We start from the raw sequence: 15,865 nt of genomic DNA on the forward strand, positions 1-15,865 counted from the left end.
TTTAATCATAAGGTCTGAACCATGACATACAATAAAAATAACCAGTCTGTGCTTCTTGAGAATGTTGGTGAACTCATTAGATCAAAAATGCCAGCTGAACAAGCGCAAGTTATTCGCCGATTCGCACAACTTATTTTTCGCGACATCGCTACAGAAGATCTGGTTAATCGAAATGACAGCGATCTGTATGGCGCAGCTGTTAGCTTATGGCATACCTTCCAAAGCCATTATAATAAACTGCCGGGCATTCGAGTATTTAACCCAGATTTAAGTCAACATGGCTGGCAAAGCAATCACACCATAGTTGAGATAATTGCACCAGACCAACCTTTTCTAGTTGGCTCGGTGCGTATGGCACTTAATCGGATTGGCATTACGGCTCACTGGCTTTTATATCAATCAATTACGGTTGAATTAAATGAACAACAAAAAATTACAGATGTGAGTCAAGGGAATCACGAAACAGATGACCATCAACGTACCGTATTTTTAATAGAAATAGACCGGCAATCAGATCCCCAAACGTTAAATCAAATACAAGCGGAAATAGAGCAAGTTTTAAAACAAGTTCATTTAAGTGTATCTGATTGGCAAGCAATGCAGGAAAAGTGTGAAAGTATTGCCAAAGAATTAAAGTTAACGCCGCAAGTTATTGAAGAGCATCAAGTCTCAGAAGCAATTGAGTTTTTAAACTGGTTGCAGAACAATAAGTTTACTTTTATGGGATATCGTGAATATACCTTAAAAGCAATAAAAGGGGATTATTGTTTATCACGAATTGAAGATTCCAGTTTGGGTTTGATGAGACAAAGCAAAGGTGAAAGCACTCGATTATTTTCTACCTTGCCCAATTCAGCCGAAAACGAGGCGCTATCATCCACTTTAATGGTATTAACCAAAACAAATTCAAAATCTCAGGTACACCGGCCTGCTTACATGGATTATGTCGGTATTAAAAAGTTTAATGAGCAAGGTCAGGTGATTGGCGAACACAGATTTATTGGTTTGTTTTCATCAGACTTTTATAACGATAGTGCTTTTGACATCCCACTGGTCAGCCATAAGGTCAAACGTGTCATACAAGCAACGGGGTTTCAGGAAGGCTCGCACTCATATAAAGCGATTCAAAATATACTGGAAACTTATCCCAGAGAAGAAATCTTACATGCTAAAGAGTCAGAAATACAACGCATTGCATTAGGCGTGATGCAAATGCAAGAGCGTGGGATGTCTCGCTTATTTACACGTAAAGATATTTTTGGACGTTATTTTTCATGTATGGCATTTGTGCCCAGGGACAGATACACCACACAACTGCGTAAAGCTACGCAAAAGCTATTTCAGGATTATTTTGGCAGCCACAGAGATGTCGAATTTAACACCTATTTATCTGAATCTACATTAGCACGTACACATTATATGGTACGAGTAGAGAATAATAACTTTGATATAAATGAGCATGAGTTGCAAAATAACATGATTGAGTTAACAAAATCATGGGAAGATAAACTAGAGCGCAGCTTGTTGTCTCAGTATGGCGAAGAAAAAGGGAAAACAATAGCAAAAAAATACGAACATGCTTTTTCACGTAGCTATAAAGAAAACGAATTGCCCAATACTGCACTCGTTGACATCGACAAGCTAGAGGCGCTTAACGACAACAATACCTTTGAAATGTTGCTCTATCGCCCACAAGAAGATGATCAAAACCCACATTTTGTCCGCTTGAAATTGTTTCACCGTGATAAACCAATACATCTGTCTGATGTGTTGCCTATGTTAGAAAACTTTGGCTTGCGTGTCATAGATGAAAGACCTTACAAAATAAATTGTGGTGACGGGCATATCAATTGGATATTAGATTTTTCAATGTCGACGGGCGAGGTCTTTGAACTTGACTTAGAGCGTTGCCGAGATATTTTTCAAGACGCATTTCAAGATGTTTGGTTTGGTCAACTAGAGGATGATGGATTTAATCGGTTAGTATTACAAGCTACTTTAACTGGGCGGGAAGTCGCAATTATTCGAACATATGCTAAGTATATGCGGCAAATAGGCAGCAGTTTTAGCCAATCCTACATTGAAAATACCTTTGCTGAATATCCGTCTATTGCCAGAAAGTTAGTTGAGTTATTCCATGTTCGGTTTGATCCCACATCAGAGTTTGATACACAAAAACAAGTGAGTTTAATTGAAGATATTGAAACGTCGCTCGATCAGGTCGCAAATTTAGATGATGATCGAATTATTCGCCGTTTTGTAGATATGATGATGGCGACTCTGCGAACTAATTATTACCAGGTTGAGCATGATTCAACGCCCAAACCCTATATTTCGATCAAGCTCATTCCTAAGAACATACCCGAAATACCAAAACCGGTTCCTCATTTTGAAATATTTGTCTATTCACCGAAAGTTGAAGGTGTCCATTTAAGAGGTGGCAAAGTTGCGCGAGGCGGTTTACGTTGGTCTGACCGACGTGAAGATTTTAGAACTGAAGTTTTAGGTTTGGTTAAAGCACAACAAGTTAAAAATACCGTAATAGTACCGGTGGGCGCAAAGGGCGGATTTGTCTGTAAAACCCCAATCAAAGCCGGTGACCGAGCGGCATTTTTAGCGGAAGGTAAAGCATGTTACCAAACGTTTATTCGGGCTTTATTAGACGTGACCGACAATATAGTACATGGCGAGGTTGTTAGTCCCGATAATGTCATTAAACATGATGAAGATGACCCCTATTTAGTTGTCGCAGCAGATAAAGGTACGGCGACTTTTTCAGATATCGCAAACGCAATTTCGCAAGAATATAACTTTTGGTTAGGAGATGCATTTGCTTCAGGTGGCAGTGTTGGTTATGACCATAAAAAAATGGGGATTACCGCAAGAGGTGCTTGGGAGTCGGTTAAGCGTCATTTTCGTGAAATTGGTATTGATTGCCAAACAACAGATTTTACCTGCGTTGCAGTAGGCGATATGGCGGGAGATGTGTTTGGCAATGGTATGTTGTTATCTGAACACACGCGATTGCAAGCAGCATTTAATCATATGCATATATTTATCGATCCCGAGCCAGATGCGGCAAAAACATATGCTGAACGAAAACGACTGTTTGATGGTGTAATGGGGTGGTCTGAATACAACAAAAAATTGATATCTAAAGGTGGCGGCATTTTTGAACGCTCTGCCAAATCGATAAAGTTAACGCCCCAAATGCAAAAAATGCTTGAAGTTCAAGACAGTGCCTTATCGCCTAATGAACTGATTCGAAAAACTTTACAAATGAAAGCAGACTTGTTTTGGAACGGTGGGATTGGTACTTACATTAAATCCAGCAAAGAAAGCAATACAGATGTGGGTGACAGAGCAAATGATGCCGTTCGAATTAATGGTAAACAGGTGCGCTTTAAAATAATTGGAGAAGGTGGCAACTTAGGTTGCACACAATTAGGGCGCGTGGAGGCTGCACACAAAGGTGTTCGTGTTAATACAGACTTTATTGATAACGTCGGTGGTGTCGATTGCTCAGATAAAGAAGTAAACATTAAAGTATTGCTCAACACATTAGTTGTCGATGGAGAGCTGACACTAAAACAGCGTAATAACTTGCTCTATAAAATGACAGACGATGTTGCAGAAATCGTTTTAAGAGATTGCTATCGTCAAACACACTCATTGTCTATTACAGAGTTTAAAATTAAAACGCAGCTAAAAGAACAAATTAGATTTTTGCACGCTTTAGAAAAAGAAGGGTACCTCGATCGAGAGCTGGAGTTTTTGCCATCAGATGATGAGCTTGCCGAGCGACAGGCCGCTGGCATCGGATTAACTCGCCCGGAGCTTTCGGTATTGTTGGCTTATGCAAAAATGGGGTTAAAAGAAAAACTTAATATTCCAGAAATAACTGAAAACGAGTATCTGGCGGATGCCTTAGTTTCATATTTTCCAAAAGCACTGCAGAAAAAATACAAATCAGCGATGCAAAATCATCCGTTAAAGGGAGAGATAATCGCAACCGAGATCACCAATCAGATAGTCAATGATATGGGTATGAATTTTGTTCATCGCATGGGAGAAGAAACAGGCGCGACAGTTGGCGAAGTCGCTATTTGTTTTACTATCGCGCGCGCCATTTTTGGTTTGTCTGATTTATGGCACGAAATCGAAAAGTGGGACAATAAAGTATCCGCTCAGTTGCAGCTTGAAGCTTTGTTTCAGCTGCGAAGAACGGTCAGACGTGCTACTCGATGGTTTTTAAGGCATAGAAGTAATATCACAACCATTGAAGATAATATTAAACGTTATCAACCCGTGTATGCTGAGCTAAGTGAAAACTTAGATAAATATTTGGTCGCAGATGAGCTTGAAAAGCTTAAATTAAATGCAGAGCGATTGGCTGCCGGTGGTGTGGATATTAATTTTGCCAACAAGCTTTCATTTACCAGTACATTATTTTCGGTTATGGATATTGCGGAAGTCGTTGAAGAAACTCAAAGACCTGTTCATTTGGTTGCAGATGTTTATTATAAGCTGGGCGCAAAAATGGACTTGCATTGGTTTTTGGAACAAATTAATAAACAGCCTGTCGCCAATCATTGGCAAGCACTTGCCAGAGCAGCCTATCGTGAAGAGTTAGATTGGCAACAAAGAGCGTTAGCGTCGGTTGTATTGCGTGGCTGCACTGATCAATGTGTAACAGAAGATATGTTAGGAGACTGGTGCGAGCGTCATTCAGAGGTGTTAGCACGCTGGCGCCATATGCTAGCTGATTTTAAAGCAACTCAAAGCCATGAGTTCGCTAAATTTTCAGTTGTCTTACGTGAATTGATGCTGTTAAGCCATCATTGCGATACAATGCATGTAAATAACAATTAAATTAGTCAGCGCATCTAATATTTAAACTAGCTGCGCTGTTTTGAGGGAAAAATGTATCAGTTAATACGTTCTTTTTTATTCACTCAAGATGCTGAGTGGTCGCACGACGTCACCATAAAAACCTTAAAGCAGACGGGTGGCACATCTTTGGATTGTTTGTACGGTCAAAAAATAGAAAATAAACCGGTTGAGTTATTTGGTTTAACTTTCCCAAACCCAGTCGGTTTGGCTGCAGGGTTAGATAAAAATGGTGAATGTATCGATGCTTTTGCGGCCATGGGATTTGGCTTCATTGAAGTGGGCACTGTTACACCCAGACCTCAGCCGGGTAATGATAAACCACGCCTATTTCGATTACCCGAAGCGCAGGCTATTATTAACCGAATGGGGTTTAATAACAAAGGGGTCGATTACCTGGTTGAACAAGTTAAGCAGTCTAAATACCAAGGAATATTAGGTATAAATATCGGAAAAAATAAAGATACGCCCAATGAAGAAGGAAAAAACGATTATTTAGTTTGTTTAGAAAAAGTTTATCCGTATGCATCCTATGTTACGATTAATATATCTTCACCGAACACCCCAGGTTTGCGCAGTCTGCAATATGGTGAAGCTTTAGATGATCTACTCGGCAGTATTAAAGCGAAGCAAAAAGAGCTCGCTGAACAGCAAGGCCAATACAAACCCGTTCTCGTTAAAATTGCACCCGATATGACAGATGAAGAAGTCGCTCAAGTTGCTGCGTCCTTAATTAAAAATGAAATTGATGGTGTGATTGCAACTAATACGACTTTAGAGCGTGATAAAGTAGAGCATTTAAAACATGGTAAAGAAGCGGGTGGACTCAGTGGTGTGCCCGTGCGACGACAAAGCACACACGTAATTGCACAACTCAAAAAAGAATTAAACGGAAAAATGCCGATTATCGGGGTTGGCGGAATTAATTCGTCCAACGCAGCCAATGAAAAACTGGCTGCAGGTGCTCAGTTATTGCAAGTTTATACTGGCTTTATCTATCGAGGGCCTGAGTTAATCAAAGAAATTGTTCAGGGGCTTGATAAAAAAGAATAAATTTGTCATCTTGATGTTTCACTACAAGCAGGAACAAGAATAAATATGCTACAGGCAAAAGCTGATTGGTATTGGTTTTACGATCTAGACTCGCACACAATGCGTTTGAACATGACAGATTTTGTGTTCGTTACTGCATGTAAGGCGAGTAAGTTGATCCCATCTGCCAAGCAGACAGTTGCATTTAGTGTTGCTGATAATCAAAGTTATACTGAATTTTATTCGATTGTAGAAGAACAATTGGCTGTTTCAGAGGCTATTTGTGCGCAAATCGCGTTGAATGCCGTCGCACAGAAAAAGTTTATGCGGCCAGAGCAGCCCAAAAGTTGGTATTTTCTTGAACAACACAAACTAAAACGCAATTTGTTTGATCAGGTCGTGATGCTAAAGTCAGAAATGCAACAAGGCATTTTTCTGATTATTGATGAAAATAATGAGTTTGCATCTGTGATGTTGTTATCCGCCAATATGAAATTAGATGAACGAAAAACGCTAAAACAGTTTGAGTGTATTAAAGTGTTGCAAAATCGTATTGCCCCGTTGCAACAACCTCACAGTGTGCAAAGTCGAAACCACGCATAAAATATGAAAATTAAAGAATTAGAAGCCCAATTAAATCAACTGTTAAGTGCCGAGTTGATCAAAGATTATTGTCCAAATGGTTTGCAAATAGAAGGTGATAGGGCAGTTAAAAAGCTTGTTACGGGTGTAACCGCAACACAAGCCCTAATCGACAAAGCAGTATCTCTAGAAGCCGATGCGATATTGGTTCACCATGGATTTTTTTGGAAAAATGAATCTGCCTGTATCACGGGTATGAAGAGAAAACGCATTGCTGCGTTATTAAATAATGGCATCAGCCTGTTTGCTTACCATCTACCATTGGATGTGCACCTGTCTCTGGGCAATAATGCGCAATTGGCTCAGGTTTTAGAAATCGCCGATGTTGAAACAATAGAACATGTTAAGCCGGCTGGAGTATTGCAAAAAGGTCGATTCACTTCACCTATTTCTTTATCAAAGCTCGCGCAAAAGGTGGAAACAAAGTTGGCGCGTAAGCCCTTGGTCGAGAGTGGTGGCGAGTTCGACGTGCAGACCATCGCCTGGTGTACTGGGGGAGGACAGTCATTTATTGAACAAGCTGTCGCTGAGGGGGTAGACGCCTTTATTACCGGTGAAGTCAGTGAACAAACGATTCACGTTGCGCGTGAAATGGGGATTCATTTTATCGCCGCAGGGCACCATGCAACCGAGCGATATGGGGTAAAAGCGCTGGGAGAGTATTTAGCAAAGGAATATCATTTAGATGTTGAGTTTGTTGATATTAACAATCCAGCGTAATTACTTATTAAAGCTTGAGCAAATTAATGAAAAGACGAAGTAAAAAGTCACCCCACCCACAACTCAACTTAGTGGTGGCTAAAAAGCAACTGTGGCAGGAATGGCTTAGCCAATCTAAATTTAAACCGCTAGACAGGTGGTTAAAACAAAGTTTCAAAAAATATCCAAATTTAACGCGCGAAGACAAGTTGAAAGTCAGTAATGATATGTTTTCAGCAATGCGCTATATGCAAGCCGCCTGTTATTTGGAATCTTGTTATCAAGCTCAATCTTTATTAAATGCCTTGCTTTGGGATAAAGAATGGAAGCAGGATTGTATCCACGAGATACCGACAAAAGAGTTTTGGCAGTGGGTTTATTTACTCGCAGACAAATCTGGACCTGGCACAAAAAGTGAAAATGATCGACAAAACTGGTTTTTAAAAAATAGAGTACAAATCAACGATAATATAGAGACGTATGCCTTGGTTAATGGTTTTCGCCCGCAGTGGCTGAACTTATTAAAACAGCGAAGTTTGTTGCAAGCGTGGAGTGCAGAGCAAAGTCGTCAATTTATCAAACAACAGAATATTCACCTGCCGATTTACCTGCGAATTAATCAGGAATACCAGCAGGCTGATTGTTTACACCATATTTTGCACCATATAAAGCAACAAGGCGTTCATGCAGATTTATATAAGAATGTGATCAGTGTTGACGGTGGCACGGATGTTCAAAGAACAGAACTCTACAATAAAGGTGCATTTGAAATTCAGGATTTAGCCAGCCAACAAATTGCTGAAGCTTTATCATTAAAACCAGGGTTTAAAGTTTGGGATGCGTGTGCTGGCGCTGGCGGCAAAACTTTAGCTATCGCTCAGTTATTAGCGGGTAAAGGGAGTGTTACAGCGACAGACTTACATCAATATAAATTAGATGAGCTGAAAAAACGAGCCAAGCGTGGACAGTATCATAATGTTCGAAGTTTTGTTTGGGATGGGCAATCAAAATTAAGGCTGCCAAATGATGTTAAACAACAGGCAGGGTTTGACCGGGTTTTAATTGATGCACCCTGTACCTCAGCCGGCACCTGGCGTCGTAATCCAGATGCGCGTTGGCGATTTTCGTTGGAGGATACGGCTGAACAATTATCGATTCAAAAGCAAATATTGGAAAATGCCTGCCTTTCAGTTCGACTGGGTGGATATTTAGTTTATGCAACCTGTAGTTGGCAGGTGAGTGAAAATGAAGCGCAAGTCGCTGAGTTTTTAGCACATCATGAAAACTTTAGGTTACAGTCGCAAACTTTATTAGGTGGTATCGCGCAACAATCTGATACTATGTTTGTCGCTGTGATGGAACGTGTAAAGTAAGCTACGAGCTACGAGCTACGAGCTACGAGCTTAGAGCTTAGAGCTAATGTAGGTCGCGGCTTCAGCCCGACAAAGGCATAACGCACAATTGCGGAATCGGAATTAAGATTGTCGCCCTAAAGGGACGACCCAGCTCGCGGCTTAAAGCTCGTAGCTTAAAATTTGTCGCCCTAAAGGGACGACCTACACAGCTCGTCACTTAAAACTATAATGTAGGTCGCGGCTTTAGTCCGACAAAGGCATAACGCACAATTGCGGAATCGGAATTAAGATTGTCGCCCTAAAGGGACGACCCAGCTCGCGGCTTAAAGCTCGTAGCTTAAAATTTGTCGCCCTAAAGGAACGACCCACACAGCTCGTTACTTAAAACTATAATGTAGGTCGCGGCTTCAGCCCGACAAAGGCATAACGCACAATTGCGGAATCGGAATTAAGATTGTCGCCCTAAAGGGACGACACAGCTCGTAGCTCGAGGCTTAAAGCTCGTAGCTTAAAATTTGTCGCCCTAAAGGGACGACCTACACAGCTCATCGCTCGTCGCTCGAAGCTCGAAGCTCGAAGCTTATAGCTCGTCGCCAAAAATCAATTATTCGATTTAAACACCTCTTCATCTAGCGCTTTTTCAGAACGGGCAACAACACAAGATACAGTCGCATCACCCGTAACGTTAACCGCAGTACGTGTCATATCTAATAACCTGTCAACACCTAAAATTAATGCAATGCCTTCAACCGGTAAACCTACCTGTTGAAATACCATCGCCAACAAAATCAGCCCGACACCGGGGACACCAGCAGTGCCAACCGACGCAAGTGTGGCTGTTAATAGCACCGCAACATAATCAGAAAAGGCTAAATCAATGCCATATACTTGAGCAATAAACACAGTTGCAACACCTTGCATAATCGCTGTGCCGTCCATATTAATAGTCGCGCCTAAAGGCACTGTAAAAGAGGCGACAGAATTTCCGGCGCCTAACTTTTGAGTAACGGTATTTAAAGTAATAGGCATAGTGGCGTTGCTACTGGCTGTGCTAAAAGCAAACATCAGTGTATCTTTCATTTTTTTAAAGAAGATAATAGGGTTGAGACGAGCGAGTAGTTTTAAAATCAATGGATAGGTAATTAATGCATGAGCAAACAAAACAATCAGTACAGTAAAAAAGTACTTACCCAGTTTTAAAACTTCAGACAACTCAATATAAGTAAAAAGCTTTGCCATCAAACAAAACACACCATAGGGTGCAAGGCTCATCAAGATCCCCACCATTTTCATTACAACGTCATTTAAGTCATTAAATACGGACGCTAAACGTTGCCCCGGCTTGCCGGCTAATGCCATTGCGATGCCAAATAAAATCGAAAAAACAATAATCTGTAGCATATTCCCTTTTGCCATAGCATCTATCGGATTAGGTGGAAACATACCTATTATGACGTCTGCAAAACCTGGCGCTGTTTTTGACGCAAAGTTAGCATCTGTTGGCAAACTGGTACCTTCTCCCGGGCTTACAAAGATCGCGATTGTCAGTGCAAGCGTAATCGCAATAGCTGTGGTTATTAGATACAAAACAATAGACTTGATGCCCAGTCGGCCGATTTTTGCTGAATCATTCAGTGAGCAGGTACCACAAACAAGGGACACAAAAACTAAAGGGACAACCAGCATTTTTAAACTGGTGATAAAAATTTCTCCCCCTATATTAAACAATCCTTCTACTAAAAAGTCTTTAAGAGACAGGGTGAAAACAAATAAATTGATTGTTATATCTTCGTTTTCAGAAACACCAAAACTTAATAAACGACCCACTAACACGCCAGCAATCATGGCAATTAAGATCTGAAAAGTAAGGTTTTTATTCGTATTTTGCAAAGTTAGCTCCATCTTTTTATCATTTTGTAAAAAATTATACCCTAAATCACAAGCAAAGATTGTGAGAAGTCAATTTTTTGGGCTAAGATTAGCGAGGTTAAAACAATTTAAAACTTAAAGACCATGGAGTGCAAAATAATGCTAAAGCTGTATCGCTACTGGTTCGCTGCTGTACTGACTTTGTTTTTAGTCGCGTGCGGCGGTGGTGGCAACCTGGATAATGGCAATGGAACAACTAACGATTCAGAATACCAACTTACTTTATCTGCGGTTAATTCTGCCGGAACAAGCGCAAATATTACTTCTAATGCTGATCCGCTAACAGTGTCTGCAACACTTATGAGTGAAGGGCAACCAGCTGAATCTCAGATTATCACTTTTGCAACAACCAATGGGGTGTTAGTGCCGGCAAGTGGTATTGTTGTTACTGATTCGCAAGGGGTAGCACAAGTCACCCTCAAACCCGGTACTGAGCTAACAGGCGATACCTTGGTTGCAACGTTTTCGAGTGAAAATGGCGACATCACCAAAACACTGAATTACACCAGTAAAGGTGATGGACAGGATGTTACACAAGATCCTTACACTATCACCACATCAACATATTTGTGTAACTCAAGCAATCTAACAACCGTAGCGGATATAACCGCGCAATGTACGCAGAGCAATTTAATTAGCCAAGCGATGCCGTTATATGTTGTTGTTAATGTTTTTTCTAATACCACTCAAGCCGTAGTCACTGACCAATTGGTTTCTGCGACAGTTGGGACTGGGGTTTTACTACCGGAAAATGGTAACGCAATATTAGATGCGCAAGGAAATGCTATTTTTAAGTTGTTTAGCGACGGTGGCACAGGTTCGGATCAATTAACGGTCACTTATGATCAACAAACCCATAATCAAGTTTATCAAATTACAACAACTGAAGTGACACCTACACACGGCTACCGCTTAACCGCTGATTTAACCAATGTTAATGGCACTACAATCACAAATATAGCAAAAGATACTCCCGGAGTTGTGCAAGCAACCCTTACGCTTGATGGTAATCCGGTCGCCAGAGAAATTATTCAAATTACCACTGATGTAGGTGTACTGCGACCGGCCACTGGCTCAGTTTTAACTGATGTAAACGGCGTTGCCCAATTAGTTATAGGTGCTGGCAATATCGAGAGTAGTGGTACGTTAACGATTTCCTCAGATATTCAAAATGGTTCGCAAACTATCGAATTGGAAGAAACCTTAAACTTTGCAACAGCTGGTGATGACATTGAACAAGCACCTTCCAGCTTTACCTTATCAGTGAATTTATTTGCATCGGATGAAGTTACACAAACGACTCATATTAGCGAAGCGAATTCAGGGGTGTTGGAGGCAACATTATTAGGCTCTGACGGTACAGGTTTGGCTAATCAAGTCGTTTCTTTTGAAAGTACGCTAGGTCAAGTTTTTCCAAACTTAGGTACCGCGTTAACAGATGCCGACGGCAAAGCAAAAGTAGAGTTAACTGCGGGTGAAGTAAAAGGGGCAGGCACCGCAACTGTCACATATCAGGACGCCACTGCACAGGTTTCATTTACCAGTGAAGGGGACGCAAACATTGAAAATGAAGAATTTGATATAAGCATTCAACTGTTTAATTGTAATGGTATTGACTCACCCGTACCGCCTTTCAATAACTGTACAGAAAATCGCAACCTGTCATTAACCAATCCAGCAAAAGCTTTGGTTAGAGTAACGCGTCAGGGCAGTAACGATCCGATAGTCAATACCTTGATAACCGCGTCTGTAGATGCAGGTTCGTTGAGCCCGAGTAATGGACGAGTCATAACCGATGAGAACGGTTATGCGGTATTAACTTTATTAGCAGGTGAAGATGATGGCGCGGGTCAACTAACGATAGAAAGTGTCAATAGCAGTAAATCAACTGTCTTTACCATTAATACAGTTAACATTGCAATGGGTAATGGCGAAGGCGAAAATTTTGTTGAAGGTGTTATTAAATCTGATTTAAACGGTGGTGAACTGGCAGTTGGGAATACCACGATATTAATGTTAAATATTGTTGATCAAGATAATAATAACGCTTTATATACAGATTCGGTCGATATTACGCTGACCTCAGCCTGTGCCAGTGAAACACCTGCAAAAGCCTTTATTGACCAGAGTGTCACTGCAATAAATGGTATGGCGACGGCGATATATAGAGCGGATGGTTGCCGCGGTACAGACAGAATAAATGCAACTGCATCAGCGGGTACCAGTTCGTTAAGCTCTACTTTATCGATTAAAATAGCTGAAGTACCCACTTCTTATATTAAATTTGTCAGTGCTGCCGTTGACGGTGATACCGAAGCCAGAATTATCACGTATCCGGGCACAGGTAGAACCGAGCAGGCGGATGTGGTATTTCAGGTTTTAGATGAAAATAATAATCCGAAAGCGTCAGAAAATATGAAATTTTCTGTTACTGCAGAGGGAGCGGGTATTAAAGTAACACCAACAACCGCGAAAACAGATTCAAATGGTTTAGTAACTTTAGCTGTTTCAGCTGGGCGCACGCCGACACCTGTGCGTGTTATTGCAGAAGCTGTGGATGAAAATGGCAATTCATACCAACCAAAAATTCAAGCGACGTCAGATTTATTAACGGTCTCGACCGGTTTGCCGGATCAAAACAGCTTTAGTTTAGCGGCAACTGAATACAATATTGAAGCTTGGGATTATATTGGTGATACAGTCGATATTACGACTTATCTATCCGATCATTTTAATAACCCGGTACCTAACGGGACAGCTGTCAGTTTTATAACTTCACACGGACAAATACAGGATTCTTGTATCACGACAAATGGTCAATGTTCAGTAGAATATACGGTAACTCAGGCTAAACCGGGTAAAGAGACTGACCCTGATAAAATGTCCAGAGTCGATGCAATCAGTGTTGGTTTAGCCAATGGCATGTGCGATGTTGGCAATGATAATGACCCAGCAAATGATACAGACGCAGCTGCTGGTTTGCCTTGTTTTGGTGTCGTCCAAAAAGGTGATACGGATGATTTGAACCCAGATAATGATGAAGACATTTTGGGACCACTCCAATTAACGGGTTATAAAAAAGGCCGATTAAGCATTTTAGCATACGCTGTCGGGGAAGAGAGTTTTGTAGATGCAAACGCTAATGGTAAATATGATGGAGAAACGTATACTGATGAAAATCTGAACGATGTTTACGATCTTGGTGAGAGCTTTGTAGATACAAACGGCAATGGAAAATTCGATGGAAAAGAATATTTCGGCGATATGGCTGAAGCATTTTTAGATTGGAATGAAGATAATTTATTCTGTGGCCGCTTGGCAGATGGCTCTGCATCTCCAGGGGCTGAAGCAACGGTTAATCCGGTTACACCTGAAGCAGACGCAACACCTGATGGCCCTTGTTTACCCGGTGGTGATGATGAAGAGTTTATCGACTTTGGTGGTACAGCGAACGGCACTTTAGATGTTGCTAATCAAACTTATGATAAAGGTGATGGCAAATTTAACGGAATTTTATGTGAACTGGATGATGACAGTTGCAACCAAAACTTTATTCACGTCAGACGTGATATCACAATGATATTGTCGGGCAGTAATGCTGTCTTTCGTGTAATAGATAGAGCAACGGAATCTGATTTAACGTTAATTGACTTGGTTAATAATGCCAGCGTTACTTTTACAGCTTATATCACTGATATTAATGGTAATCCAATGCCGGTGGGTACCTCTGTCAGTATTACAACGGATAATGGGACAATTCAAGGTACTTCTGGCTATGAATTTGTAAATTCAACCAGTTCAATACCAACGGGATTCTCCTTTACTTTAGGACAAGAAACACAAGTTAATTCGGTATCTGAAGGTATTGCAACTATTACGGTAACCACACCTAAAGGGATATCTCAATCTATCTCTATACCAGTTGTTGATGCTGGTTAATCCGGCAGATTAAGCGAAGCTAATTCAGCTTCGCTTAAAACCATCCTTAAACGCAAGCAGGCGGGGCCACCGCCATTTGCCATGCTCTGGCTCAAATTTACATATTCAACGCGTTTTATCGGGTTGTGCTGCGCCAGAATGCGATCAATAACCGCTTGAACCGCCATATTTTGTTTACATTGAATCGGGCACAGCAGCAACATACTTTTATCTGCAAGAGTTAATAACTGTGAATTAAACAAATAACTTTGCACAGCCGCAGCTAGGCTAAGTTCGCGATTGGTTATTTTTATTAAAAATAAACAACTCGTGAGGTAATGAGATTGATACAAGGCTTTTATGCGGTCAATTGTTTTTTCAGGCTCTACAAACGCCAGCTCGTGATATAAAAATACGTTTTCATTAGCAACAGATATAACATCATTATGAAATACACCGGCATCAATCGCTTGAGGATGTTGTTGTACAAAAAGTGTCATGTCCGGATCTAACTGATGTAGCCTTGCAATTGCCATGCTGGCCTGTAGTGATTGTCTGGCTGGATATTTTGTAGGGGTTTCTGAGGTATTTAACGCTTGTTCAGTCACTGCATGTTGAAAGGATAAGTAAAACGGATCAAATCCATACACAAATATATTAATCGCTTTAGCTGAGTGTTGTGGGCAAATGCGTAAATGATTGGCTGAGCCTTCATCGGCAAACCAGTTGTGATTTGGCAAAGGCATATGATGTGTAAAATACTGGCTATTGCTAAAAAGTGTTTGTAAATTTTGTGCAGTGTCTTCTGTCTCTATTTGACGATGGAAAAAAGTGTTTAAGTTTGCCGGTGTAATATGCACTTTCCCATCTGCTGTATCGGGTGAGGGGGAGACGGTCGCCGCGTTGGCCGCCCACATCGCAGAAGCTGATAAACAAGCAGAATAGAGCTCATTTGAGCACTGTTTTAGTTGTTTTAATTGTGTCTGTATATCGCCGTTAAAACCTAATTGTGTCATTAGCTTTAGTGAGGGACGATTTACCATGGGTAGTTCGAATTGTGGTATTCCAAGAGACTTGAGTCGTTCTTGTTTCTGTCTGCATTCAGAGCGCGCTGCATTAACGTCTGAGGCTTTGTCTTTATTTTTTGCCGACGCAAGATTACCAGCAGATAAACCTGAAAAACGGTGTGTCTTTGCTATTTGTCCATCAAAGTTAACTTCGTAATATTTCATACCGCGCCCTTTTAAAATCAAAAAAAAGCACTATAGTCACGATTATAGTTGAAAAAGCGTTCAATTGAGCGGCGATAAACAAATTGTCGATAAAATTACTTGCTACTGCGCCATTTTGTCGATATACCTAAAAAGAAATCGTGCTACATAATGTGGCAATCCTTAAAA

At 40.9% G+C, this 15,865-nt stretch carries 8 protein-coding genes; 6 read left to right on the forward strand and 2 right to left on the reverse strand.

Annotated features, from left to right (window positions below; all coding sequences use genetic code 11):
- The first annotated feature begins 21 nt into the window (after window positions 1-21).
- The 5 genes from FNT16_RS14640 to FNT16_RS14660 are packed head-to-tail and all read left to right on the forward strand — an operon-like array spanning window position 22 to window position 8,636.
- Window positions 22-4,872, forward strand: coding sequence for an NAD-glutamate dehydrogenase (locus tag FNT16_RS14640; RefSeq protein WP_143872275.1), 4,851 nt, complete (start codon window positions 22-24; stop codon window positions 4,870-4,872).
- Window positions 4,873-4,923: 51 nt separating this feature from the next.
- The gene (pyrD, locus tag FNT16_RS14645; protein WP_143872276.1) at window positions 4,924-5,943 is read left to right on the forward strand and encodes a quinone-dependent dihydroorotate dehydrogenase; all 1,020 of its coding nucleotides are present in this window, start codon (window positions 4,924-4,926) and stop codon (window positions 5,941-5,943) included.
- 45 nt (window positions 5,944-5,988) lie between these two features.
- Window positions 5,989-6,525 carry a cell division protein ZapC domain-containing protein gene (locus FNT16_RS14650; protein WP_143872277.1) on the forward strand — a complete coding sequence of 179 codons (537 nt, stop codon included), beginning with the start codon at window positions 5,989-5,991 and terminating at the stop codon, window positions 6,523-6,525.
- Between the two features lie 3 nt (window positions 6,526-6,528).
- A complete protein-coding gene (locus FNT16_RS14655) occupies window positions 6,529-7,284 on the forward strand; it encodes a Nif3-like dinuclear metal center hexameric protein (protein ID WP_143872278.1) in 756 nt (251 codons plus the stop codon).
- Between the two features lie 26 nt (window positions 7,285-7,310).
- Window positions 7,311-8,636 (forward strand): RsmB/NOP family class I SAM-dependent RNA methyltransferase, encoded by a 1,326-nt coding sequence (locus FNT16_RS14660; RefSeq protein ID WP_143872279.1) that lies wholly within the window; start codon window positions 7,311-7,313, stop codon window positions 8,634-8,636.
- 582 nt (window positions 8,637-9,218) lie between these two features.
- Here the strand turns inward: FNT16_RS14660 and FNT16_RS14665 are convergent.
- Window positions 9,219-10,520: a dicarboxylate/amino acid:cation symporter gene (locus tag FNT16_RS14665; protein WP_143872280.1), complete on the reverse strand. Its 1,302-nt coding sequence runs from the start codon at window positions 10,518-10,520 to the stop codon at window positions 9,219-9,221.
- A gap of 126 nt (window positions 10,521-10,646) precedes the next feature.
- Here FNT16_RS14665 and FNT16_RS14670 point away from each other — a divergent pair, with 126 nt between their 5' ends.
- Window positions 10,647-14,486: an Ig-like domain-containing protein gene (locus FNT16_RS14670; RefSeq protein WP_143872281.1), complete on the forward strand. Its 3,840-nt coding sequence runs from the start codon at window positions 10,647-10,649 to the stop codon at window positions 14,484-14,486.
- On the opposite strand, the gene FNT16_RS14675 is transcribed toward FNT16_RS14670, so the two are convergent.
- On the reverse strand, window positions 14,483-15,697 hold the full coding sequence (locus tag FNT16_RS14675; protein WP_143872282.1) for an N-succinylarginine dihydrolase: 1,215 nt from the start codon (window positions 15,695-15,697) through the stop codon (window positions 14,483-14,485). The genes FNT16_RS14670 and FNT16_RS14675 overlap by 4 nt on opposite strands.
- Window positions 15,698-15,865 lie beyond the last annotated feature (168 nt).

Source organism: Catenovulum sediminis (assembly GCF_007289895.1).
Taxonomy (GTDB): Bacteria; Pseudomonadota; Gammaproteobacteria; order Enterobacterales; family Alteromonadaceae; genus Catenovulum; species Catenovulum sediminis.

Excerpts from the sequence above, each read along its gene's own strand:
- FNT16_RS14675 (WP_143872282.1), bottom strand. The coding sequence starts at position 15,697 with ATGAAATATTACGAAGTTAACTTTGATGGACAAATAGCAAAGACACAC.
- FNT16_RS14665 (WP_143872280.1), bottom strand. The coding sequence starts at position 10,520 with ATGGAGCTAACTTTGCAAAATACGAATAAAAACCTTACTTTTCAGATC.
- FNT16_RS14660 (WP_143872279.1), top strand. The coding sequence starts at position 7,311 with ATGAAAAGACGAAGTAAAAAGTCACCCCACCCACAACTCAACTTAGTG.
- FNT16_RS14670 (WP_143872281.1), top strand. The coding sequence starts at position 10,647 with ATGCTAAAGCTGTATCGCTACTGGTTCGCTGCTGTACTGACTTTGTTT.
- FNT16_RS14655 (WP_143872278.1), top strand. The coding sequence starts at position 6,529 with ATGAAAATTAAAGAATTAGAAGCCCAATTAAATCAACTGTTAAGTGCC.
- FNT16_RS14640 (WP_143872275.1), top strand. The coding sequence starts at position 22 with ATGACATACAATAAAAATAACCAGTCTGTGCTTCTTGAGAATGTTGGT.
- FNT16_RS14650 (WP_143872277.1), top strand. The coding sequence starts at position 5,989 with ATGCTACAGGCAAAAGCTGATTGGTATTGGTTTTACGATCTAGACTCG.
- pyrD (WP_143872276.1), top strand. The coding sequence starts at position 4,924 with ATGTATCAGTTAATACGTTCTTTTTTATTCACTCAAGATGCTGAGTGG.